The sequence below is a fragment of the Actinoplanes sp. TFC3 genome (assembly GCF_001553785.1).
Lineage (GTDB): Bacteria > Actinomycetota > Actinomycetes > Mycobacteriales > Micromonosporaceae > Actinoplanes.
On record NZ_LOJP01000001.1, the window covers coordinates 2,540,473 to 2,563,075 of the forward strand.

A 22,603-nucleotide genomic window follows, 5' to 3' on the forward strand; every position below is an offset into this window, starting at 1 on the left:
TTCCCGGACATGAGTCAGCAGGACCCTTCGCGGCCGTCCAAGACCCGGGTGCCGTCCGGTCGTCCGGCCACCGACGTCACGCTCGGTCACGTTGCCGGCGCGGCTGGTGTGTCCCGGGCGACGGTCTCGCGTGCGTTCTCCCGACCCGAGCTGCTCAGCCCCGAGACGGTCGAACGGGTCCGCTCGATCGCCGCCAGGCTCGGCTACGTCGGCAACGAGGCTGCGCGAGCGCTGAAGACCGGCCGGTTCCGCAACATTGCGGTCGTGGTCCCCGACATCGCCAACCCGTTCTTCCCGTCCCTGCTGCGAGCCGTGCAGGACCGGGCCGGCCAGTTGGGTTACGCGGTGTTCCTCGGCGACTCGGACGAGAACGCCGACCGGGAGCGGACCCTGCTGACCCGCTTCACCGGCCAGGTGGAGGGGTTCATCCTGGCCGGCACCCGCCTCGACAAGCCAACGATCGTCGAGCAGTCGCGCGTCCGGCCGACCGTGCTGATCAACCGGGACGTCGCGTCGGTGTCGCAGGTGCTGATCGACTCGAGCCGGGGCATCCACGAGGCGGTGCAGCACCTCAAGGACCTCGGGCACGAGCTCATCGCCTACCTCGCCGGCCCCACCGACTCGTGGGCCGACCAGCAGCGGCGCACGGCAGCCCGCGCCGCGTGCCTGCGCCTCGGCCTGCAACTGCGAGTGGTCGAGTTGGGCCGCCCGGCCTTCCAGGCCGGCTACGACGCGGTCGAGGCCCTGACGGCTACGCCGATCACCGCGGCGATCGCGTTCGACGACGTGATTGCTCACGGCGTGCTGGCCGGCCTGCGCCGCCGCGGCTACTCGGTCCCCGAGCAGTTCAGCGTCGTGGGCTGCGACGACACGCTCGCGATCAGCACCGATCCGCCGCTGACCACGATCTCCGGCGGCGCCGCCGAGGCCGGCTCCGCGGCCGTCGACATGCTGTTGCACGCCGTGTCCGGCGGCTCCCAAGCCCGCCGGATGACCATCCCGACCCATCTGGTGGTGCGCGCGACGACCGCGCCGTCACCGGTCACGGTGCCCTGACGCACCTCGGTCCACGTCCGTTCCGGGATCGAAGTTCGTCACGGGCTTGACGTGCAAACGATTACAGAAGAAGCTGTCCGCACGCCGTGCTCGCGCCGACCCCCCGAAGCGTTCGCCATCCCGGCGCGACAAGGCGTTCCCCGCTGCGTGGCCCCTCAGCGGGCCCGCACCTCACGAGAGGCAGATGGCAATGCACCTCGCACCAACCACCCGAAAGCGCCGCCGAGCCCGCCGCCTGAGCATCCTGGCCGGCGTTCCGCTGCTGGCCGCGGGCCTGACCACGGTCGTGCTCGGACAGGCCGACGCCGCCACCACCCCGGCCGCGGCGGCTGCCGGACCCGCACTGTTCGACGACTTCCGCTACAGCTCGGCGAGCGACGCGAACCTGCGCTCGCACGGCTGGACGCTGCGCAATGGCGGCGGCGGGCCCGGCGTGAGCGGCGCGTCCTGGTCGTCCGGCAACATCTCCTTCCCCACCGTCGACGGCAACCAGGTGCTGCAGCTCAAGACCACCACCGACGGCAGCGCCGCCGGCACGGTCAACTCCGAGATCAGCCGGTCCGCCGAGAACGCGCTGGCCGGCACGTACGTCGCCCGCATCAAGTTCGCCGACAAGCCGGTCAGTGGACCGAACGGCGACCACGTCGTGCAAACGTTCTTTGCGATCTCGTCGGTCTCGACCTGCGACCCGTCCTACAGCGAGGCCGACTTCAGCGAATACCTGCCCAACGGCGGCTACGGCGGCACTGCCACTTTCAACTCGCAGACCAGTTGGGCCGGCGGTGGTAGCTGCCGCGACTTCGTCGAGAAGGACGAGAACCGCAGCTTCGACGGGTGGCACACCATCATGGCCACCATCTCCGGCGGCCACGTGAAGTACTACGCCGACGGCACCCTGCTCGCCGACCACAGCGGCGCATACTACCCGCGGCGCGGGATGTCGATCGACTTCAACCAGTGGATCCAGAACCTGACCGGGCACTGCTGCGCGGGCCGAGTCAGCGTCTGGAACGAGTCGGTCGACTACGTCTTCTTCGCTCCCAACCAGGTGCTGACCCAGGCCCAGGCCGTGCAGCAGGTCACCGGCTACCGCAACGCCGGCCAGTACTACGTGAACACGGCCGGCGTCTGAGCGTCCGTCCGATGCCTCCATCGTCGCTCAACCGGCGTCCCTGACACTTCCCCGAGCCGTGCGGGGCCGGGCAGGCCCCGCACGGTGTCATCGCAGCTTTCAGCTAGCCAGGGAGGTGATGATGCTCTTGTAGCGCGCCGCGGCCTTCGGGTTCGCCGTGGTGGGGTAGACGTTGCAGGTGCAATATCGTTCGCTCTCGTTGAACAGCGAAACGAACGCAATGGAACCCGGTGCGGCGGTGTTCTTCGCCTTCAACCAGTCGTAGACGTAGGTGAAGTACGCCGGGTTGTCGCCACCCGAAGCCGAGGAGCCGGTGGCCACGCTGAACTCGCCGATCGCGAACGGCAGGCCCTTCGAACGGGCGAAGTTGTACCACCAGTTCCAGCCGTACGTCTGCGTGAAGTGCAGGTTGGCGTTCGCAGCCGAGTTGTAGGCCGGGTACCAGTCGTACGCGTCGATGGCGATGACATCGACCAGGCCGGCGACGTACAGGGTGGACGGGTCGGCCACAAGTTGGTCCTTGCTGGCGCCCTCGTTCGGGTTGAACACGAGCTTCAGCCCCGGCGCCGCCGCCCGGATCAGCCGCGCGGCCCGGGTGTACTGGTTGCGCCAGGTGGTGGCGTCCTCGGCGAAGGAGAAGCAGCAGTTCATCTCCCAGCCCAGCCGCACGTAGCCGTTCGGGTCGACGGCCGCGATCTCCTGAGCCAGCTGGGTCCACTGGGCGTCGGTGCCATAGTTTTGGTCGTCGGTCCACAACGGCACCCCGAGGATGAAGTCGTCGCGGGTCGCGTTGAACGTGCTGGGCACCGTGTCACCCCACCACGGGTTGAGCTGGTTCTCCCAGGTGCTGCGGTCGGTGAACGCCAGCACGTTGTCCACCGGCCGGCCCCGCCACGAGGCGAACGCGGTGGCCTGGGCCGGGTCGTGCATGAAGTAGCCGCCGTCGGACCAGGGCAGCCCGGACGCGTGCGGGCTGGTGCTGCCGGTGTCCGAGGTGACCACGGCGCGGTCCAGCGTGATCGCCTGCCCACCGCTGGAGGCGCTGTTGTGCCGGTTGGTCATGGTGAGCACCAGGGTGTGCGTCCCCTGAGCCAGCGCGGGGGACGTCCACACCGGCACGGTCGTCGCGGAGACCGCGGGAGCGTAGTAGTCGACGTCGGCCGCCGCGCCACCGTCGATCTTCGCGGTGGCGATGTACGCCCAGGGCTCCTTCATCCCGTACAGGCTGATCTTGTTGCCGGTGAAGCGGATGGTCGCCGACGAGCCGACGTTCTCCGTCCAGCGGAAGCTGTTGTCGGTGGTCGCCTTGACGCAGTTGTCACCGCAGTAGCCCCAGTCGCCGGAGAACTGGACCTGTCCGAGGCCGGTGCCCTGGACGGTGTCCTCGATGGTGCTGGTCGTCGTAGCAGCCTGGGCGGTTCCAGTGACCGCCAACGTACCCCCCATGGCCAGAGCGAGGGCCAGAACAGCTGAGCCCCATCTGCGTACGTACACGTTGCCTCCTCCAGGTGTGGCGCATTGCCGCCGCAAGATCCTATCGGAAAGTCGAGTGTGGAATTGACCCATCGGACATTAGCCGTATTTGATTCATTGTGCCCCTCCCGCTGTCCCCAAAGCCGAAGCTGTGGCTGGCGGATAGACCCGCAAGGTCCAAAACCCTCATTGACGAGCCGGTCGTTTAGTAGTCTCTGGAACCTGCGCACCATTCGCCGCTTGGGCCGGACGAACAGCACGCCGGTGTCATGGATGTCTGGGCCCGGAACCGAGAATCCTTCAGCCTTATGGACCAGCGGGCCGTGCGCCAGCCTGCGCAGCGCTCGCTCGAACAGCTCGCGGTGCTCCATGGTGCTTGACGGCTTTCAGATGGGGGCGGACCACTAGCAGGTACTCGGTCAGGGCCGCTACCTACCCACTGCGTGACTCAATGGTCTGCTATCCGACAGTGCTCTGTTGTGCGCGCGGCATTCCTTTTAGGTTAGTTCGTTGTTGCCGAGCGAGGAGACTGCATGTCGGAGGCCAAGTTCCAGGTCGATTTCACGAGCCGGCCGGGAGAGGATGACTTCCAAGTCGATCGGCTCACCGATGAACTCGCCGACGATCTGCGTGAGCTCGGCGAGGTGTCATTTCTGTCAGCCGGTCCGCCGCTGCCGGGAAGTAAAGGAGCCGTCGAGGTTGCTACCGGCGCACTGGCACTGGTGGCTGGAACGGACCCCGCAATCGTGCAAAGTGTCGTGGAGCTACTGGCCGCCTTTCTCCGGCGGAACGCGGGCCGCCGGGTTCATCTCAAAGTGGCGGACGTCGAGCTGACCATTGACCAGCCCAGCCGGGCCGAAACCGCGGAGTTGATCCGTACGGTGCAGACCGCCATCGAGCGGTCGCAGCGCTGATGGGCCGTTACGCGCTTTTGCTGGGGACCTCGACTTATCACGCGGACAAGCAACTGGCAGACCTTCCCTCGGTCCGGCAGGATGTGCACCAACTCAAAGCCGTCCTGGACGAAGCGGGCCAGTTCGACGACGTTATTGCCCTCCTGGATCTTCCCCAACAGGCACTTGTCCAGGCCGTCGAGGACTTCTATGCCGCACGACGGGGAACTGATACCGCCCTGCTTTACTACTCCGGGCACGGCATTCGGCATGACGACCGGCAGTCCGTGTTCTTGGCCGCCACCGACACTGTCACCACGAACTTGGCGGCAACGGCGCTCGACACCGATGGACAGCTCCGGCTGCTTCTCAATCACACCAGCGCCTCCAGCAAGGTTGTTCTGCTGGACTGCTGCTATTCCGGTGCGTTCAGCACTCGCGCGCGAATCAGCGGCGGTATGCGGGTTGAGCCCCGCCGCGGGCGACGCGAGCTTGGCACTTTTGTCCTCACGTCCAGCACCTACCGCGAGGCGTCCAAAGCGCAGGGCCCGGACCAGCCCTCCGTCTTCACCGAAACGTTGCTCGAGGGTCTGCGGGGTGCGGCAGAACCGGGGGAGGGCGGCTGGCTGACCACCAGTGAGCTGTCCCGGTACGTCATGACCGAAATGGCTCGCAAACGGATGCCCAAGCCGGTCGAGTCGAGCGAAGGTGTCACCGAACCGGCTCAACTGGTCCTCATCGGAGACGACAAGAATGAGGTCGAGGCCGCTGTTCCTCGAACCGGTGATGATGAGGCGGCATTCGACGCGGATCAATGGCGGCGGCTTCTTCGTTACTATGTAGGCTGTTTGCGGAGATCGGCAGTGCTGCAGGCGTTGATCAATCCGGCACGCCAAGAAACGTACGCGGTTTTCAACGGGGGCGCGGAGCAGGTTTATGCGGCCAAGGCAACAGCACGGGTCCAGCTGACCGATCAGGTCGCGAGGGTTGCGCATCAGGCGCGAACGGACGGCAAGAGCCTGGTGTACGGCTACGCCGTGGCCGTAGTGAAGCCGCAGGATCGTCCGGTCTATGCGCCGCTCCTGGTGTGCGATGTCGAGGTGAGCCCGACCGGTGAACTGCATGCAGCCTTTCCGCCGAGACCCAATCTCGCCGTCGCCGACCTTCGCAAGCTGTCTGACTTGGAGGTGGAACAACTTACCGAGCGAGTCGCCCAGATGTTCGTACCCGGGGATCCCGCCTCTGTTCTGGCCACTACCGATCTGTTGATGAAGACTTTCGGGCTGGGACCTCTCGGCACCATCGACCCCACCGATCTGGCCGGCATTCTGCGGCCTGCGCCGATCGACCGGGTGCAGAACGTTGCGGTGCTGTATTCCGCCGACGATGCCGGCGGGCCGCAGCGTGAATTGCTCCAGGATCTGGAAGTGCTCATCAGGAATCCAACCGCGATCAGGGGTACGGCGCTGGGATCGCTGGCCGAAAAGTCGACGAAGACGCTCGATCGCCCTGTTCGCATCGTCGCACCGGATCGCCTGAATGAGGCACAAGAAGAGATCATCACGGCGGCAATGATGCGGCGGCTCACCGTTGCTCAAGGACCGCCTGGAACGGGTAAGAGTCAGCTGGTGACAGCGTTGCTGGCGACAGCAACGGCGGCTGGCGAAAAGGTGCTGATCGGATCCACCGGTAATCAGGCCGTCACCTCGGTATCGAACAAGGCCTTCGAGCTGGTCGGTTCCGGATTGCTCATGCGGACCGGCAACAAGAGGATCCGGGCAACCGAACCTGAGGTACTGACGGAATTGTTGTCCTCCGGCCCTCAGCGTCTACCTGATGAACAGACGCCCGCCGCGGAACTCCGGCTCGTCGCCGAAGAGGTCACCGAAATTCGCAACACCCTTGATGACGTACGACTTGTCGAACGCGATCTGGCCGATCTCGCTCTGGAACGTACGGCCAAGCCAGGCAGTTTGGAGTTGCCGGCGAACGACGAGGAACTTCACCGGCTCCTTGCACTTACCGAACGCGCCCTGCACAGCAAACTCATCGGTTGGTGGTATCGCTGGCTACTCCGTCGCCGGCACGGTGTGAACCGCACCGCCATTACAGAGCTGGCCTGGCATGCACAGATCGAAGCGCAATGGCGTGCACGACGCTCCGCGCTACCCAGCGATGACGGCTGCTGGGATCGGCTCACCACGCTGACCGGATCAGAGCGCCCCGCGCACAGTGTGGAACTGCTCCGCGCCCAAATTTCCCGGAGGACAACAACCGGATCGGAGGTGCTGCAGAAACGGGTCGACGAGCTTTCCAAAGACCGTCCCGATCGGTACGCCTGCTTCCCGCAGTTGCTGGAAACGTTGCCCGGATGGGCCGTCACCGCGATGTCCGCCCGTCAGTTCAAGCCCGATCCAGCCATGTTCGACCTGGTGGTTATCGACGAGGCGGCGCAATGCACCATCCCGGCGATCCTTCCGATGCTCTTCCGGGCCAAGCGCGCGCTCATTATCGGTGACCCGCGTCAGCTGCAGCCGGTCATCACTTTGTCGGAGGGGGAGGACAACGAGCAGCAGGGCCAAGCCGGACTGTCCCGACGGTGGCTCAAAGCCCGGCACCTGACTTTCACGCGGCATTCGACTTACGACGCTTTCGCCGACGCGGCCGGACAGGCTTTCCTGCTCGACGAGCACTACCGATGCCACCCGGACATCGTGGAACCGTCCAACCGTGAGGTCTATCAGCGCCGGCTCACTGTGCTCACCGATCCGAGCCGGTTGGCCGCACCCGCTGAGCATCCGCTGCGGTGGCGCCATGTCAGCGGCGCTTTCGAGCACGGCCTCGCCGGGTCAGGTGTCAACCTCCTGGAGGTTGCCGAGGTCGTGCAGCAGGTGGCCGAGCTTCGTCATCAATTCCCTGATGTCCGCATCGGCGTGGTGACGCCTCTAGCGCGCCAGCAGCGGGAATTGGAGCGCGCGTTGCACAGGGCCGGCTTGCTGAATGGCGAGCTGTTCTGTGCGACTATTCACCGGTTCCAGGGCAGCGAGCGCGACATCATGGTCGTCTCACCGGTCGGCGCTCACGGAATTCGTGACCGTACGCGAGACTGGCTGATCCACCAGATGAACCTGTGGAACGTCGCGATCACCCGGGCCAAGTCGCAGCTGATCGTTGTGGGCGACCAATCATGGTGGTCGGCGCAACGGGGAATGCTGTCCACGATTGCGATCGAGGGTGGCGCTCGCACGGAGGTGCGCGACCGTGAGACGCCGGCGGCTGATCTGTTGCACGCCGCGCTGCGCCGCCGGGGCGCCCACGTCCAGCGCAACGTGACGGTGCAGGGGCAGCTGTTCGACCTTGTGGTGCGTGGCGCGGAACTCGAACTGCCGGTTCTGGTTGACGACCCGGATGGTGATGCTGACGGCCGTGCTTTCCGGAAGGTCCTCGCTCGGCTTGACATCGCCGGAGGTCATCGCGTACCGGCTTGGCGGTGCACGGCTGAGGCCGATCTGGTGGCTGATGAGCTGCTCGCCGCAGTGGGGTAGCTGCTGATGCCGAGGGCTTGATTCCTGCCACCGGAACCGGCGGGCGGTTGCGCGCCACCGGCGGCACGGCACTACCCGCGGCTCACGTCACCACGAGTTTCCTGGCCACCCGGCTGTCACGTGCGAGATCGTCGAAGACGGCGTGCATGTTCACGACGAGGCGGTCCGGATCGCGGTTGCGGCCGCCGGACCGCCTCGCATTTCGTGACCGGCACGATTACCACCGCGGGGATGACTGAGTGCCGGTGCTGCCCGGGAAGCTGGCAATTACGCGGTTACGGCGATCATCTCGATCTCGACCCGGGCGCCCTTGGGTAGCGCCTTGACCGCGTAGGCAGCGCGGGCCGGGAGGGACTTGCCGGTGAAGACTGAGGCGTAGACCTCGTTGACGGCTGCGAAGTCGTCAATGTCGGTCAGCAGGACGGTGGTTTTGACGACGGTGTCGATGGAGGCACCCGCCTCGGTGAGGATCGCCGCCGCGTTACGCAGGGATTGCCGGGCCTCGTCGCGTACGTCGGGGCCGGCGAACTCGCCGGTCGCCGGGTCGATGGGTAGCTGGCCGGAGACGAAGACGAAGCCGTTGGCCTTGACGGCCTGGGCGTACGGGCCGATGGCGGCGGGCGCCTCGGCGGTGTTGACGGTTGTGGTCACGAAATGCCTCCGAGGATGGTGCCGACGAGGGGGAAGACGGCGGGATCAGTCGTCGCGTGGACGCTCAGGCGGATGCGCTCGTTGCCGTGGGCGGTGGCGGTGATGCCGGCGTCCTGCAGGCGGCTGAGAGCCTGCTGGGCATCGGCGACGCGTACGACGACGATGCCGGCCCGTTGACGCGCGTCCACGGGGGAGAGTACCGGCGAGGACAGGGCCGCGATCAGCGCGTCGACCCGCTCCTGGATGCGGGCCTCGACCGTGGCGACGCCGAAGCCTTCCAGGTCTTCCAGGGCGGTGCCCAGAGCGGCCGAGGAGTACGGCGACAGGTTGGTGACCGAGAGCCGGCCGGCGCCCTCCAGCACCGGGTGCGGCCGGCCGTCGTAACCGGTCGGGTCCTCAACGCCGGTCCAGCTACCCAGGACCGGGCGCAGGCGGTCGAGGGCGCGTGGCGAGAGCGTGAGGAAACCGGTGCCCCAGCCGGCGCGCAGCCATTTCTGGCCGCCGGCCACCAGCACGTCCGCCTGCGTCCAGTCCTGGTCGAGGACGCCGAAGCCCTGGATCGCGTCGACGATCAGCAGGCGGTCGCCGACCACCTTGCGCAGGGCGGTCAGGTCGGCGCGGTAGCCGGTGCGAAAGTCGACGGCGCTGAGCGCCACCGCGGTCGTGGCGGGGGTGAGGTCGTCGGCCACGACCGCCGGGGTCATCTCGGTGCTGTCGATCTGTTTCACCCGCAGCAGCCCGGCCTCCTGCGCCCGCCACCAGGGGTACAGGTTGGACGGGAACTCGCCGCTGCTGACCAGAACCTCGCCGCCGGGCATGCCGAAGGCGATCTGCTGCAGGCCCGCCGAGGTGCTGGTGGCCAGGGTGCAGGCCGGCAGCGCGAAGCCGGTCAGGCGGGAGACGGCTGCCAGGGCGCGCCGATCGGCCGCGTGCAGCACGGCGCTGGAGACACCGGTCACCGAGCCCTCAACAGCCTCGGTGACGCTTCGCAGCACGGCCCGCGAGGGCGGGCCGTAGCTCGCGAAGTTCAGGTAGCCCAGCGGCTCCTCGAACGACGTGAGGTAGTCGCTCACTCCAGCACCCGCTTGAGGAACTGGCGGGTGCGCGCCTCCTGCGGCGCGACCAGGACCTGCTCGACCGGGCCCTGCTCGACGATGCCGGCGTCGGCCATGAACACGACCCGGTCGGCGACCTCGCGAGCGAATTGGATCTCGTGGGTCACCACGAGCATCGTCATGCCCTGGGCGGCCAGGTCGGACATGACGGTGAGGACCTCGCCGACCAGCTCCGGGTCGAGTGCCGAGGTGGGCTCGTCGAAGAGCAGGAACAACGGTTTCATGGCGACGGCGCGGGCGATGGCGACGCGCTGGCGCTGACCGCCGGAGAGCTGACCCGGGTATGCCCGCGCCTTCTCCGACAGGCCGACGCGGGCCAGCACCTCCAGGGCCTCGGCGCGCACCGTGGCGGCGGGCCGGCGCTGCACTCGTACCGGGCCTTCCATCACGTTGTCCAGCACGGTGAGGTGCGGGAAAAGGTTGAAGTGCTGGAACACCATGGCGGTTTTGGCGCGCTGGGCCGAGACCTTACGCTCGCTGAGTTCGTACAGCTTGCCGTCGCGCAGGCGGAAGCCCATCGGCTCGCCGTCGACCCACACCTCGCCGCTGTCCGGCTTTTCCAAATGATTGAGGGTACGCAGGAAGGTCGACTTGCCGGCACCGGACGGGCCGATGATGCAGACGACCTCGCCGGTGCTCACCTGCAGGGACACCTCGTTGAGTACGACGTGGTCGCCGTACGCCTTGGTGATCTTGCGGGCGTCCAGGACCAGACCCGAGTCGTTCACTGCGGACTCCTCACCATCGGCGGCCGGCCGAGGTTCAGCGCGATCCTGCGCCTCAGCGATGCGGGGCCGGTGCGGCGATCCTGCCGGTCGAACCCGCGTTCCAGGTAGTACTGCCCGACGCTCGCCACGGTGACGATGACCATGTACCAGATCGCCGCGGCGATCAGGGTTTCCATCACCTGCAGGTTGAAGGACGAGATGTTGTTCGCGGCGCGGATCAGCTCCACATAGCCGATCACCGACGCCATCGCCGTACCCTTGAGCATGTTGATGAAGTCGTTGCCCGTCGGCGGAATGATCACCCGCATCGCCTGCGGCAGCACGATGCGCCGCAGCCGCTGGGCGGGGGTCTCACCGATCGACTGCGCGGCCTCGATCTGGCCCTTGTCGACGCTCTTGAGCCCGGCCCGCACGATCTCCGCCATGTAGGCGCTCTCGTTCAGCGCCAGACCGAGGAACGCGGCCACGAAGGTCGTCATGACCGCGTTGGTCTCGACGTCGAGGACCTTCAGATCGGTGAACGGCACCCCGAGCGTCAGCCGCGGGTAGATCAGCGCCAGGTTGTACCAGAGCAGGATCTGCAACAGCACCGGCAGGCCCCGGAACAACCAGGTGTACGCGCCGGCGAAGACGCGTGCCACCGGGTTGTGCGAGATCCGCATGAGCGCGATCAGAATGCCGATCACGATGGCCACGCCCTGAGCGACGACGGCCAGGACGATCGTGCCGACCAGGCCCTTGAGGATGATCGGCGACCACAGGTAGTACGGAATGTCGCGGTACGAGATGTCGCCGTGTGCGGCGCCCCAGCTCAGCGCCAGGAGCACCAGCACGATGAGTACGCCGCTGATCCAGCGGCCCCAGTGCCGCAGCCGCACTTGCGGCAGCAGGTCCTGGGTCATCACTTGCCGCCGTTGACGGTGGCCTTGCTCAGGCTGCCGGAGGTGATGCCCCACGCGTCCAGGATCTTGCCGTACGTGCCGTCCTTGATCAGCGCGTCGAGCGCCCCGGCGATCGCGTCCCGCAGTTGCGGCTTGGTCTTGTTCACGCCGATGCCGTACGGGGCGCCGTCGATCACGTCACCCGGCACGACCTCGAAGGCCTCGCCGTTCTGGGTGGTCTTGGAGATGTAGACGGCGCTCGGCAGGTCGTTCACGATCGCCTCGATCCGGCCGGTGCGCAGCTGGGTCTGGTTCTGGCTGTCGCTGTCGGTGACCGTGATGGCCAGCGCCGGCTTGCCGCCCGCCTGGCAGCCGGTGCTGGTCTTCTCGGCGAACTCCTGCTGGCTGGTGCCGGTGACCACGGCGATCTTCTTGCCGCAGAGGGTGTCGGGGCCCGTGATGCCGGCCGGGTTGCCCTTCTTGACCATGATGGTGATGCCGGAGGTCAGGTAGTCGACGAAGTCGACGGCCTTCTGCCGCTCGGCGGTGTCGTTCATGGCCGCGATGGTCACGTCCACCCGCGACGACTGGAGGCTGGTGATCAGCGCGCCGAAGTCCTGGTTCTGGTACTCGGTGCGCAGCCCGAGCTTGGCGGCGACCGCGGTGATCAGGTCGTGGTCGGAGCCGATCACGGTGCTGCCGTCGGCGGCGTAGAAGTTGTTGGGTGCCGACTGCACGTACGAGCCGACCTTCAGCACGCCGGCGCTGGTCAGTTCGGCCGGAACCTTGCTGGCGAGCGCGTCGTCCTTGCTGACGGCGGAGAGCAGGGCCGAGGTGTCCGGGACGGTTGACGACGTGCCGCCGCTGGCTCCGCCGGCCGCGTCGCCGGGCTGCGGAGCGGACGGGCCGCCGCAGGCGGTGAGTGCCAGGGTGGCCGTGAGCCCGGCGACGGCGACCCGTACCGGCAAGCTACGCAAAGAACGCATGAGGGGTGAAGCCTTCCTGGCAGAAGTTCGTGGTCACGGAACGTCAAGATCACCGTGAGAGAGAATTATCATGCCAAGAGATTCGTCTCAGGTCTATAGTCGTGATCAACTCACAACAATTCACAGCGAGTGACCTCCTGGAAAGGTGCCATGACCCCCGTGCAGTCGAGGACAGTTGTCGACGAGACTCGTGACCTACGTCCGGAATTCGCGCCCTATCTGCGCTTCATGGCTTTCCTCGCCGACGTGCTCGGGCCCCGCGCCGAGATCGTCCTGCACGACCTGAGCGACCTTTCCCGCTCCATCGTCGCCGTCACCAACGGTCACATCAGTGGACGCGACGTGGGTGGCCCGGCGACAGACCTTGTTCTCAAAGTGCAGCAAAACCGAGCGCATTCCAACGACGATTACCTCGCCAACTACGCAGCGGAGTCGACCTCGGGGGGACGGTTCCGCTCGTCGACGTACTTCATTCGCGACACCGCCGGCGAGGTCGTCGGGATGCTCTGCGTCAATGTGGACGACGAGCCGCTGCTCAAGGCCTGGGAGCTGCTCGGCACGATCACCGCAACCACCACGACGCGGCAGGAGCCGCCGAGCCGGGGCGCGATCGCCGAGCGGCTGAGCGTCAGCGCGGACGAGCTGACCCTCGACGGCATCAACCGCGTCGTGCAGTCGCAAGGCGTGCCCGCGCACCGGATGAACACCGACGAGAAGCTGCAGATCCTGCGCGAACTCGACCGCGCCGGCGTCTTCCTGCTCAAGGGCGCCGTCTCCCGGGCCGCCGAGACGCTGCACGTGTCGGAGCCGACGCTGTACCGCTATCTCAAACAGGTCCGGTCCTAGCGGCGGTGCCACCGGGGTGCGCTCCGGTAGGACGGCAACGCGCATCGCCGTAGACGGATGTGCCAGGGCATCGAGCACGCCGCAGCCAGCGGACGGGAGGCCAGTGGCCCGGCAGTCCTTACACGCCATTATGGTGCGCTGGACCGTCTACTTGGAGGCCTCATGCCCGGCGTTGTTCGCATCCCCATGGCCCACCACTCACCCGTGCGGGCCGTCGCCGGAACCTCCACGCCGGACGGCCAGGGCCTGATCCTGACCGCTGGCGGCGACGATCTGATCCGCTCGTGGGACGCGACCTCGGGTCTCCCGGCCGGCTTCCGCGCGCCCTGTGAGACGGTGCCCGTCACCTTCCTCGGCGTGGCCGGCGGGCGGCTGGTGGTGTGTGCGGACACCACGGCGATCCGCCGCTTCGACCTGGCTACCGGCGAGGAGGTGGGGGAGCGGCTGCGTCCACCCGGCGCGGAATGGCTGCCACGAGGCGGTCTCGGGCCGGTCGCGTTGATCGACGAGCTTGTGGTTGCGGCGGGCGTCGGCGGCAAGCTGCACCAGTGGGACGCCGTGACAGGCAAGCCCGCCGGCCGCCCTTGGACAGCGCACACCGGCAAGGTGCTGGCGCTGACCGCGACGCGGCTGCGCGACGGTCGCGCGGTCGTCGTGTCCGCTGGCGAGGACGGGCTGGTGTGCCGGTGGGACGCGGCAAGTGGGGAGCTGATCGGGTCACCGCTCGACGGGCCGCAGCGCCCGGTGATTGGCTTCGCTGTTGCCGGTGATGCCGGCCTGCTGATCGGCCAGGAGTGGAAGGGCTCTCTCCATCGCTGGGACGTGGCGACCGGTAAGCCGGCCGGTGCGCCGGTGCGGCGGGCCGGGCTCGGCTTGGTCGACACGGGCTTGGCCGTCACCCCGGACGGGCGTGTGTTGCTCTGCGCCGATCAGGCGGGGGTGCCGTGGCTGTGGGACCTGACCCGGGACCAGCCGGTCGCGGAGCCGCTGACCGTGCCGGTCTCCCTGGCCTCTGAGTTGGCGGTGGCACCGTCGGCGCAGGGCTGGCTGTTCGTCACCGGTGGAGAGAACGGCCTGCTGCGCCGGTGGACCATCGAGGGCCGGCCGGTTGGCGAGGACCTGGCCGGGCATCCCGCCCGGGTCGCCGAGCTGATCGCAGTGCCGGGCGACCGCCCGGTCGTTGTGTCGAGCGGCCGGGACGGACTGCGGGCCTGGGACGCCACGACCGGGAAACCGGTGCAAGCCGCTCCCGGATCGCTGCCGGGCGGCGACGGGCTTGCCGCGGCCTGGCTGCCCGACGGGCGTTTGATGGTGGCTACCGGCACTGACGAGGGTTTGCTGCGGTGTGACGTCTTTGGTGGCACGGTCGAGGAGCCGCTCGATGAGGAGCCGGATCACTACGGCATGACCGCGGTCGCTGCCGGGCAGCTACCGGACGGGCAGGTGTTCTTCGCCGGGACGAGCAGCGAAGGACTGGTCAACCTGATCGACGCGGCGACCGGCGAAACCCTGCGCGAACCGTTGCGGGGCCTGCGATCGCAGGTGCTCGCGGTGGCCGTGACCACGCTGGCCGATGGCACCGTGATGGCCGCGGCCGGCGGCGAGGACCGGCGGATCCTGCGCTGGAACGCGGTCACCGGGCACCAGATCGGTGAGCCGCTCACCGTCGGCAAGTGGTGGGTGATGCGGCTGGCGTTTTATCCGATCGCGGGCGGCCGGGTGCTGCTGAGCGCGGTTGACGATGACGGTGTGGTGCGCCGGTGGGACGCGGTCACCGGCGAGCCGGTCGGTGATCAGTTGGTGGCGGGGGGAGAGGCTGGACCGGCTTTGAGCCTTGAGGGTGTGGTGCCCGGGCAGGTGATCGCAGTGGGCCGCGACGAGGTGCTGCGGTGCTGGGACGTGCTCACCGGCCAGCACCTCGGGGACGTACCGCGGGCCGCGTGCGCTGCCACCGTCGCTGGGACGGGCGCCTTCGCGATCGGCCGCCTCGACGGCAGCATCACGATCACCCCGCTGTGATGCTGGGGCTTCGCCGTTGCCAGCCGGACAGGGTGAGTTCGATGGCGCCGGCTGCGGCGAAGGCGTCGAGCCAGCCTTGCATGGGCCAGAAACCCCAGCGGCTGGCGAAGAGACGGCCGTTGCGAAGGATGTCGTCGAGGTGCTGCCAGGGCGGGGACAAGGTCGGGTGGTACTGGTGGTAGGCGTGCGCGCCGCCGACCCAGACCAGCGGAATGCCGGCGGTACGGGCGGTCCACGCCAGGTCGGTGTCCTCGCCGCCGTAGCCCTCGTAGCCCTCGAAGAAGCCGCCCAGGGTGTCCCAGGTGGCAGCCGTCACGGCGAACGACAGGGACCAGAACAGGCGGTAGTCGTCGGGGCCGGCGACGACAGTGGAGCCGGCGGGCGGGGCGCGGCGGGCCGCGTGCGGGGACGTCAGCGACGGTAACGAGGCGGCGTCCTCGGGGAGCACACCCTCGGGCAGGTAGGTGACCGGGCCGCACAGCACACCATCCGGGTGCGCCCGCGCCGCGCAACCGTAGCGGTCGAGCAGGTCCGGGCCGGGCAGGCAGTCGGCGTCGAGGAAAATTAGCAGGTCGGCGTCGGCGGCTGCGGCACCGTGGTTGCGGCCGGCGGCGAGGCGCAGACCCGCCGGGCCGGGCGGGACGTGCACCAGCTCTGCGCCGGCGAATTCGGCGACCGGGGGCGGCGGCTCGGGGTCGAGCCAGACCAGGACCCGGTGGACGGGCTGTGCGGCCAGCAACCGCTGCTGGCGGCGTACGTGGTCGAGCCGCGCCGCGGAGCACAGCGTGATGACGGCGGTCATGCGCGCACCTCGGCGATCGCGTCGGCGGCGCGGCGGGCGGCGCCGGTGACATTCCACTGGGTCCAGTCGGGTTGCAGGGCGCGGGCCCGGTCGAGCAGCGCCGGCCAGGATTCCGGGTCCGGCCAGGCCGGGGCGACGACGGCGAGGTCACGGTCGGCGAGGATGCGCCCGGTGGTGGCCTGCTCGTCGAAGGGGCGCGGCTGCGGCACGACGACGGCTCGGGCGCCGGCGGCGGCGAGGTCGGCGACGCTGTTCTGCCCGGCGGCGGACACGATGACCTCGGCGCGCTGCAAGGCCTCCCACGGGTCCTCGACCCAGGTGGTCGCCGACGCGCCCGCATGCTGCCAGCGCGAGCCCGGGGTGGCCGACGCCGCGGCGGCGAGATCATGCTCGGCGACGCCGCCGCCGAGGACGAGCACGGTACCGGGCTCGCAGGGCAGCGAGCGGGTACGGCCGTCGAAGCGGGAGATGCCGCCGACCTCCACGATCCGGTGCGCCGCGGGCGAGGGGTGCACGCCGGTGGGCCAGGGGGCGAGGACACGCGACGCGGACGCGTACGCCAGCTTGTGCGAGGTGTCGCTGCGGTCGCCGGGCTGGGTGACGACGACCGTGGGCACCCCGAGCAGGCGTACGAGCAGCGCCACCTCGACCGACACGTCCACGACGAAGCGGTCGAAGCGCCGATCGCCGAGGGCGCCGGCGATGGCGGCGAACCGGCGTGCATGCCCGGCGTGCCCGAGCGGCGCCCAGTGCAGCAGCCCGCCGGCGGTAGGGTCCATGCCAGCCGGGTCGGGCGCACCGGGCGGGCGGTCATTGTCGGGGTCGAGGCGAACCCAGGTTGTCTCCGGTGGCAGCGTGGCAGGTGCGGCCAGGGAGCTGAAGACCACGACCTTGCCGCTCAGGTGGGGACGTACCGCGGAAAAACGGGTCCGATGTCCTGCGCCGTGGTGATGGATGTACCAGCCGGTCAGACCCATGCGCCGGCTCCCGCCCGATCGAATACCGTCTCCAGCTCAACGGCTCGCTGCTCCAGAGAGAAACGGGCCAGAGCCGCGGCGCGGGTGTGCAGCCGGTGATGCGTACCGCGGGTGCTCGCGAGCTGCTCGGCCGCGACCGCCAGAGCATCGGCGTCACCCATCGGGACCAGCCGCACCGCCGACGCGGAGCCCGCGACCTCGCCGATGCCGCCGGCGTCGAACGCGGCGACGGGCGTACCCGTCGCCAGCGCCTCCGCGACCACCAGCCCGAACGGCTCCTCCCACAGCGGCGTGACCAGGGCGCAGGCGCTGCCCCCGACGAGATCGGCCAGCGCCGGCTGGCCGAGCGGCCCGAGGTAGGTGACGCCGTGGCCGAGGAACGGGCGAATGTGCTCCTGGAAGTACCCGATGTCTCCGACGCGGCCGGCGATGCGCAGTGTCCGGCCGGTCAGCCGCGCCGCCTGTACGGCCAGATGCACGCCCTTCTCCGGCACGATGCGCCCGAACCAGACCAGGTCCTGCCCGCCGGGGCCCAGCCGCCAGCGGTCGGCGTCGATGGCGTTGGGCATCACCAGCGCGTTGACGCCGTGCTCACGCCATTCGGCGGCCGTGTAGGCGCTGACCGCGAACAGCCGCCCGGGGTGCGCGGCCGAACGGGCCGCGGCGACGAGCCGGGGCAGCGGCGGGGTGTGCAGCGTGGTCACCACTGGCACGCCGAGCCCCGCGGCCCGGGTGAGCGGCTGCGGGTGCAGGCTGTGGTTGTCGACCAGGTCGATGGTGTCGGCGTGTTGCTGGATGAAGTCGAGCGCCCGCTCCAGGGCAGGCAGGGCCCGCTCGAGGTGACCGGGCGGGAAGGTGGAGTCGGTGGCGTCGCGCTCGTCGGGCCAGACCACGGCCGGCAGGCGGAACTCGGCGGGCCCGTCCTCCTGGAACTGCGAGCCCTCCACGGCGCACAGCAGCACCCGGTGCCCGCGGGCGCGCAGCATCCGGACGCGGTCCCACACCATGGCTTCCAGACCACCCGCGTGGGGTTCCCGGATGGGGTGACGCAGCGGGGCGATGACAGCGATCGTTTTCATCCAGCCTGCTCCGTCCGGCTCAGCACCCGCTCGTACACGCCGCTGTGGGCGGCTGTGATCGCCGAGGCCTGGGCGATGCGCTGTCCGCGCCGCTCGGCCAGGCGCGCCAGGCGAGCGGCCGAACCGGGGCGGGCTCCCGCGGCGAGCAGCCGCCGTACGCCACCGGCGAGCGCGGCGCCGTCCCCGGCGGCGAAGAGCGCGAAGTCGTCGGGATGCTGTTCCCGCGCGTACCCGACGGGCGGGCCGGCGACCGGGACCCCGAGATCCCAGCACAGCTCAGCCCAGCCGGAGTGCGTGCCGGTGCGGTACGGCAGCACGGCCACGTCGAGGTCGGCGATCGACTGGGCCAGGGCTTCGTCGTCGAGCCGTTCGGTGCGGCGCAGCTCGGCGCCGGGGTGCCCGGCGATCAGGGCGGTGACCCGGTCACGGGCGGCCTCGTCGCGGACCCGTTCGTTGACGTGCACGCGACCGGTCGCGGCGATGCCCAGCGCCCGGAGCCGGTCGACGGCGTCGAGCAGGGTCTCGGCGGCCCGCACGGCGTCGGTGCCGGGGCGCAGGTCGCGCAGGTGCACGCCGAGGACGTACGCCTGCGACGGTGTTCCGGCCGGGGCCGGGGCGTCCAGGGGCAGCACGTGCGGGTGGGGGATGACGTCGGCCGGACGCCCCCAGCGGTCTTCGATCGTGGCAGCCGCGCCCGGCGTCAGGGTGATCAACGCGTCGGCGGCCCGGATGAGCACGTCGAGGTGCTCGCGGTGCGGTGCCTGATCGACTAGCTGCGGGTTCTCCAGGTCGTGCACGGTGTAGACCAGCGGGCGTTGCAAGGCGCGCAAGGCCTGCACGAGCGAGCGGAGGTGCCCGATCGGGAACGACTCGGTGCCGAAGTGCAGATGCATCAGGTCGAAGCGGTCCGCGTTCGCGCTCACCCAGGCGGCGTCGCACATGACCGGCGGCCACCAACGGCCATCCGAGGCCCCCGGCGGCACGGGATCGGGCAAAAGAGCCACCCCGGACCGCGACAGGACATTGCGGACGTACGGGTGACCAGCCGGGATCGAAGCCACTCTGACATCGGGTACGACGGGTGCGGTAAGCGTCATCGTGGCGTCCTCGGGGTCGGTGAGGCCCCGTTGTTCCCTTGTCGCCCCGCAAAGAATCTTGTTGTTCACAAGATCACTGAAATGAGGTCGCCCGGGGTATGAGCGGGCCGTGCAACAACCTGACCCGCGTACCCGCCACTACGGGGCGTTCTACGGGCTCGACGAGCCAGCCGGCGACGGCCCCATCGCCCTTGTCATCGGTAACTGCCAGGCCGAGTCGCTGCGGCTCATGATCGACGGCGGAGGACTGCGGACCGTACGGACCCCGCCCGTGCATGAGCTCACCGCCGCCGACCTGCCGTGCCTCGACCGGTGGCTGGCGCGCGCGGCGTTCCTGGTCACGCAGCCGGTCCGCGACGACTACCGCGGTCTGCCGCTCGGCTCGGCGCAACTGAGCGCCCGGCTCAGCCCCGCCGCCCGCACGCTGCACGTGCCGGTGATTCGCTTCGCCGGTCTCTACCCGGCGCACGCTATTGTGCGCCCGCCCGCCGATCCCAGCCTCGTCCCGCCCGTGGTCGCGTACCACGATCTGCGCCTGCTCGCCGAGGCCGCCGGGCTGCGCGCCCGCGCCCCGCTGGACGTGCCGGCCGTCCGGGCGATCGCCGAGCTCTCCCTCGACGAGCTGCGCCGCCGGGAGGCCCAGCACACCACGGTGGTCGTCTCCGATCTGTTCGCGGCGCCGTCGTTCACGCAGATGCGCACCCTCAACCACCCCGGCAACCCCGTCTGGACGGCGCTGGCCAGCCGCGTCCGGGCGGCACTGGAGCTCCCGGAGCATGTCGTCGACCCGGGCCGGCCACTGCTCAACTCGGTGCACGCCCCGCGCGAGGCGGCGGTACTGCAGGCGTGGGGGCTCGACGAGCAGGAACGCCCGTACTGGGTGACCGACGGCCAGATCATCCCGGTTGAGCAGGTCCGGGAGGCGCACCTGTCCTGGTACGCCCGGCATGCCGACGTGGTGCAGGCCGGGCTGATCCGGCACGCCAGCGCGCTGCGCCTGCTGGGGCTGGCATGACCGGGCTGCCGGCGCTGGCCGTCACCGCCGACGAGCGCCACGGGGTCACCGTTGCCGCCCGCGACCTCGCCGCCGCCGCGGAGGCGGCGACCGGCCTGGATCTTGAGGTCTCCGCCGACATGCTGCTCGGGGACAACCCTCCGGAGCGTGCGCATCTGCACTTCACCGATCGGCTCTGGGCCGGCTCGCCGGAGGAGGCCGCCGCGGTGGTGGAGCGCATCGCCACCCGTACGGCGCTGACCGTCACCCTGCACGACGTCCCGCAACCTTCCGACGGGCCCCGCAACCTGCCGCGCCGCACCGACTGCTACGCGCGTGTCGTCACCGCGGCGCGGGGCGTGGTCGTGAACAGCAGGCACGAGGCGGCGCACCTCACCGAGGCCGGCATCGTGCCCCGCGCGCTCGGCGTCGTACCGCTTCCCGTCACCCCGGCACCCTTCGCCGCGCCCCCGCCAGCAGGCCGCGACGTCGCCGTGCTCGGCTTCTTCTACCCCGGCAAGGGCCACGCGGAGGTGGTCGACGCGATCGTCGGCCTCCCCACGCAGCTGACCGTGCTCGGCGGGCCGTCCGCCGGCCACGAGAACGACCTGCGGGACTTCACCGGGCAAGCCGCGGCGCGCGGCGTCACGGTCGAGGTGACCGGCTTCGTGCCCCAGGACGATCTGATCGCACGGTGCCGGTCGGTCGCGGTGCCGGTCGTGGCGCACCGGCACTTCTCCGCCTCCGGCTCCCTCGCCACCTGGATCGCCGCGGGCCGCCGGCCCCTGGTCGTCGAGAGCCGGTACACCCGGGAAATGGCGGCGCTGCGACCCGGCACGGTCCGCCTGGTCCAGGACCTCGCACCGGCCATCGCCGCTGCCCTGGCCGACCCCGCGTCGACGTGGCTGACACCCGACGCGGTCACCCGGCCGCACCTCGACGACACGGCCGCGGCGTACCTGCGCTGGTGGACAGGAGAGATCACATGGTGAACGGCCGTTCCGTACCCGGCAACCGCTGGGACCTGCTCGACGGTGTCAACCCCGCCGAGCCGCCCACCGTGTCGGTCATCGTCGTGCACTACCAGCAGCAGGCGGAACTCGACCGCACGCTGGCGGCGCTGCGCCGCCAGACCCACCCCGCCGGGCGTACCCAGATCATCGTGGCCGACGACGGATCACCGGAACCACCGCGGGTTCCCGACGGGGTGCTGCTGGTGCGCCAGGCCGACGAGGGATTCCGCGCGGCGGCGGCACGCAATCTCGGCGCCTCGGCCGCCACCGGGGACGTGCTGTGCTTCCTTGACGCCGACACGGTGCCGGAACCCTCGTACGTGCAACGGATGTCCCGGCTGCCCGCGCTCGCACCCGAGGCCGTCGTCGTCGGGCGGCGCCGGCACGCCGAACTCGCCGGGCTGCCCGTTGACGCCCCGGTGGAGCAGGCCGGACCCGCCGCCGAGCTGCCCGAACCGCAGTGGCTGCGCGACGGCTACCGGCTCTCCCGCGACCTGCTCGACGCCGACGACCGGTCCTACCGCTACGTGATCAGCGCCGCGCTCGCCTGTTCCCGCTGGTTCTTCGAGCGGCTCGGCGGCTTCGACGAGACCTTCCGGGTGTACGGCGGGGAGGACTGGGAGTGGGCGTACCGCGCCTGGCTCGGCGGGGCGATCCTCGCGCACGCCGCCGACGCGGTGGCCTGGCACGACGGTCCCGACTGGGCCGGGCGCGACCTGCGCGACCCGCACCGCCGGGCCCGCAAGGACGCCGAGACGCTGCTGCTCGCCGATCGCATCCCGGTCGCCGGTTCACGCGGGCACGGCGTACGCAGCGCCGGCGCGGACGTGGTCATCCGGCTCGGCGAGGCGCCGTCGGACGCGGCTGCGTACGTCTGTGTCGATTCGGTGCTTGCCGTCCTGCCGTCGGCACGTGTGGGCGTACCCGAAAAGCTTGCTGATCTTTTTGTGGCGGATCAGCGGGTGTCGTCGTTGTCTGCGCTCGACGATTCGGCACGCGTGTTCATCGAAGTGCCGTCGGCGGTGCGTGTCGATGCGGTGGCCAAGGAACTGCAGGAAGCGGTGGCGACGGTGGGCACGGGCACGCTCGGGACCGTGATGCTCGGTGAGATGCGCATCGACTCGGCTCGCGCGCGGGCCCGGCGGGCGATCTGGGGGAAGGAGCTGTTCGAGACCCGGGCGCACACGGAGGCCGGGCTTGTGCCGCTCGACGCCGATCCGGGGCTGGCCGGCTATCTGGGCGGGTGGGCCTGAGTCCCTCGGCCGAAAGTCAGATCGGCGGCGGTCTGTCTTCCTGACGCGCGACCGATGTGCGAC

Annotated in this window: 19 protein-coding genes; 9 read left to right on the top strand and 10 right to left on the bottom strand. The window is 69.6% G+C overall.

Translation table 11 applies throughout. The annotated features are described in order from the left end of the window. Positions 1-9: 9 nt before the first annotated feature. Together TFC3_RS11490 and TFC3_RS11495 are read left to right on the top strand one after the other, a co-directional pair. Complete coding sequence (locus tag TFC3_RS11490; RefSeq protein WP_082771981.1) at positions 10-1,056, top strand: LacI family DNA-binding transcriptional regulator; 1,047 nt, start codon at positions 10-12, stop codon at positions 1,054-1,056. Positions 1,057-1,246: 190 nt separating this feature from the next. After that, a complete protein-coding gene (locus TFC3_RS11495; protein ID WP_153040192.1) occupies positions 1,247-2,188 on the top strand; it encodes a glycoside hydrolase family 16 protein in 942 nt (313 codons plus the stop codon). Positions 2,189-2,287: 99 nt separating this feature from the next. Here TFC3_RS11495 and TFC3_RS11500 read toward each other — a convergent pair whose 3' ends face one another. Beyond that, complete coding sequence (locus TFC3_RS11500) at positions 2,288-3,682, bottom strand: hypothetical protein (protein WP_153040193.1); 1,395 nt, start codon at positions 3,680-3,682, stop codon at positions 2,288-2,290. Positions 3,683-4,194: 512 nt separating this feature from the next. Between TFC3_RS11500 and TFC3_RS11505 the strand changes: the two genes are divergently transcribed. Both TFC3_RS11505 and TFC3_RS11510 read left to right on the top strand, forming a co-directional pair. Further along, positions 4,195-4,575: a hypothetical protein gene (locus tag TFC3_RS11505; protein ID WP_067499062.1), complete on the top strand. Its 381-nt coding sequence runs from the start codon at positions 4,195-4,197 to the stop codon at positions 4,573-4,575. Next, entirely contained in the window at positions 4,575-8,099 is a 3,525-nt protein-coding gene (locus tag TFC3_RS11510; RefSeq protein WP_067499063.1) for an AAA domain-containing protein, read from the top strand. The genes TFC3_RS11505 and TFC3_RS11510 overlap by 1 nt, the downstream gene beginning before the upstream one ends. A 267-nt stretch (positions 8,100-8,366) precedes the next feature. On the opposite strand, the gene TFC3_RS11515 is transcribed toward TFC3_RS11510, so the two are convergent. From TFC3_RS11515 to TFC3_RS11535, 5 genes are read right to left on the bottom strand one after another with little or no spacing between them, the layout of a single operon-like run. Continuing rightward, on the bottom strand, positions 8,367-8,750 hold the full coding sequence (locus TFC3_RS11515) for a Rid family detoxifying hydrolase (RefSeq protein ID WP_067499065.1): 384 nt from the start codon (positions 8,748-8,750) through the stop codon (positions 8,367-8,369). Continuing rightward, complete coding sequence (locus tag TFC3_RS11520) at positions 8,747-9,823, bottom strand: aminotransferase class V-fold PLP-dependent enzyme (protein ID WP_067499067.1); 1,077 nt, start codon at positions 9,821-9,823, stop codon at positions 8,747-8,749. Before TFC3_RS11520 ends, TFC3_RS11515 begins: the two co-directional genes overlap by 4 nt. Beyond that, complete coding sequence (locus TFC3_RS11525) at positions 9,820-10,593, bottom strand: amino acid ABC transporter ATP-binding protein (protein WP_236718077.1); 774 nt, start codon at positions 10,591-10,593, stop codon at positions 9,820-9,822. Before TFC3_RS11525 ends, TFC3_RS11520 begins: the two co-directional genes overlap by 4 nt. Continuing rightward, on the bottom strand, positions 10,590-11,495 hold the full coding sequence (locus TFC3_RS11530; RefSeq protein WP_067499069.1) for an amino acid ABC transporter permease: 906 nt from the start codon (positions 11,493-11,495) through the stop codon (positions 10,590-10,592). Before TFC3_RS11530 ends, TFC3_RS11525 begins: the two co-directional genes overlap by 4 nt. Beyond that, entirely contained in the window at positions 11,495-12,460 is a 966-nt protein-coding gene (locus TFC3_RS11535; RefSeq protein ID WP_067499070.1) for an ABC transporter substrate-binding protein, read from the bottom strand. Before TFC3_RS11535 ends, TFC3_RS11530 begins: the two co-directional genes overlap by 1 nt. A gap of 150 nt (positions 12,461-12,610) precedes the next feature. Here TFC3_RS11535 and TFC3_RS11540 point away from each other — a divergent pair, with 150 nt between their 5' ends. Next, complete coding sequence (locus TFC3_RS11540; protein WP_082771982.1) at positions 12,611-13,306, top strand: transcriptional regulator; 696 nt, start codon at positions 12,611-12,613, stop codon at positions 13,304-13,306. Positions 13,307-13,468: 162 nt separating this feature from the next. Next, entirely contained in the window at positions 13,469-15,325 is a 1,857-nt protein-coding gene (locus tag TFC3_RS11545; protein ID WP_161952579.1) for a PQQ-binding-like beta-propeller repeat protein, read from the top strand. Here TFC3_RS11545 and TFC3_RS11550 read toward each other — a convergent pair. From TFC3_RS11550 to TFC3_RS11565, 4 genes are read right to left on the bottom strand one after another with little or no spacing between them, the layout of a single operon-like run. Continuing rightward, entirely contained in the window at positions 15,312-16,127 is an 816-nt protein-coding gene (locus TFC3_RS11550) for a glycosyltransferase family 2 protein (RefSeq protein WP_067499074.1), read from the bottom strand. The two genes, TFC3_RS11545 and TFC3_RS11550, sit on opposite strands and share 14 nt — an antisense overlap. Further along, entirely contained in the window at positions 16,124-17,104 is a 981-nt protein-coding gene (locus TFC3_RS11555) for a glycosyltransferase (RefSeq protein ID WP_082771984.1), read from the bottom strand. Before TFC3_RS11555 ends, TFC3_RS11550 begins: the two co-directional genes overlap by 4 nt. Continuing rightward, positions 17,095-18,183 (bottom strand): glycosyltransferase, encoded by a 1,089-nt coding sequence (locus TFC3_RS11560; RefSeq protein ID WP_067499075.1) that lies wholly within the window; start codon positions 18,181-18,183, stop codon positions 17,095-17,097. Before TFC3_RS11560 ends, TFC3_RS11555 begins: the two co-directional genes overlap by 10 nt. After that, positions 18,180-19,280, bottom strand: coding sequence for a glycosyltransferase (locus TFC3_RS11565; protein WP_067499077.1), 1,101 nt, complete (start codon positions 19,278-19,280; stop codon positions 18,180-18,182). Before TFC3_RS11565 ends, TFC3_RS11560 begins: the two co-directional genes overlap by 4 nt. 109 nt (positions 19,281-19,389) lie before the next feature. Between TFC3_RS11565 and TFC3_RS11570 the strand changes: the two genes are divergently transcribed. Genes TFC3_RS11570 through TFC3_RS11580 form a run of 3 tightly spaced genes read left to right on the top strand, consistent with a single transcriptional unit; the run spans position 19,390 to position 22,540 of the window. Continuing rightward, entirely contained in the window at positions 19,390-20,295 is a 906-nt protein-coding gene (locus tag TFC3_RS11570) for a WcbI family polysaccharide biosynthesis putative acetyltransferase (RefSeq protein ID WP_067499078.1), read from the top strand. Beyond that, positions 20,292-21,266, top strand: coding sequence for a hypothetical protein (locus TFC3_RS11575; RefSeq protein ID WP_067499080.1), 975 nt, complete (start codon positions 20,292-20,294; stop codon positions 21,264-21,266). The genes TFC3_RS11570 and TFC3_RS11575 overlap by 4 nt, the downstream gene beginning before the upstream one ends. Continuing rightward, positions 21,260-22,540 carry a glycosyltransferase family 2 protein gene (locus tag TFC3_RS11580; protein ID WP_067499082.1) on the top strand — a complete coding sequence of 427 codons (1,281 nt, stop codon included), beginning with the start codon at positions 21,260-21,262 and terminating at the stop codon, positions 22,538-22,540. Before TFC3_RS11575 ends, TFC3_RS11580 begins: the two co-directional genes overlap by 7 nt. The last annotated feature ends 63 nt before the right edge of the window (positions 22,541-22,603 follow it).

What these genes read in the sequence shown, in the direction of transcription:
- TFC3_RS11490 (WP_082771981.1), top strand. Translation starts at nt 10, where the DNA reads ATGAGTCAGCAGGACCCTTCGCGGCCGTCCAAGACCCGGGTGCCGTCC.
- TFC3_RS11495 (WP_153040192.1), top strand. Translation starts at nt 1,247, where the DNA reads ATGCACCTCGCACCAACCACCCGAAAGCGCCGCCGAGCCCGCCGCCTG.
- TFC3_RS11505 (WP_067499062.1), top strand. Translation starts at nt 4,195, where the DNA reads ATGTCGGAGGCCAAGTTCCAGGTCGATTTCACGAGCCGGCCGGGAGAG.
- TFC3_RS11510 (WP_067499063.1), top strand. Translation starts at nt 4,575, where the DNA reads ATGGGCCGTTACGCGCTTTTGCTGGGGACCTCGACTTATCACGCGGAC.
- TFC3_RS11530 (WP_067499069.1), bottom strand. Translation starts at nt 11,495, where the DNA reads ATGACCCAGGACCTGCTGCCGCAAGTGCGGCTGCGGCACTGGGGCCGC.
- TFC3_RS11535 (WP_067499070.1), bottom strand. Translation starts at nt 12,460, where the DNA reads ATGCGTTCTTTGCGTAGCTTGCCGGTACGGGTCGCCGTCGCCGGGCTC.
- TFC3_RS11540 (WP_082771982.1), top strand. Translation starts at nt 12,611, where the DNA reads ATGACCCCCGTGCAGTCGAGGACAGTTGTCGACGAGACTCGTGACCTA.
- TFC3_RS11545 (WP_161952579.1), top strand. Translation starts at nt 13,469, where the DNA reads ATGCCCGGCGTTGTTCGCATCCCCATGGCCCACCACTCACCCGTGCGG.
- TFC3_RS11550 (WP_067499074.1), bottom strand. Translation starts at nt 16,127, where the DNA reads ATGACCGCCGTCATCACGCTGTGCTCCGCGGCGCGGCTCGACCACGTA.
- TFC3_RS11555 (WP_082771984.1), bottom strand. Translation starts at nt 17,104, where the DNA reads ATGGGTCTGACCGGCTGGTACATCCATCACCACGGCGCAGGACATCGG.
- TFC3_RS11560 (WP_067499075.1), bottom strand. Translation starts at nt 18,183, where the DNA reads ATGAAAACGATCGCTGTCATCGCCCCGCTGCGTCACCCCATCCGGGAA.
- TFC3_RS11565 (WP_067499077.1), bottom strand. Translation starts at nt 19,280, where the DNA reads ATGACGCTTACCGCACCCGTCGTACCCGATGTCAGAGTGGCTTCGATC.
- TFC3_RS11575 (WP_067499080.1), top strand. Translation starts at nt 20,292, where the DNA reads ATGACCGGGCTGCCGGCGCTGGCCGTCACCGCCGACGAGCGCCACGGG.
- TFC3_RS11580 (WP_067499082.1), top strand. Translation starts at nt 21,260, where the DNA reads ATGGTGAACGGCCGTTCCGTACCCGGCAACCGCTGGGACCTGCTCGAC.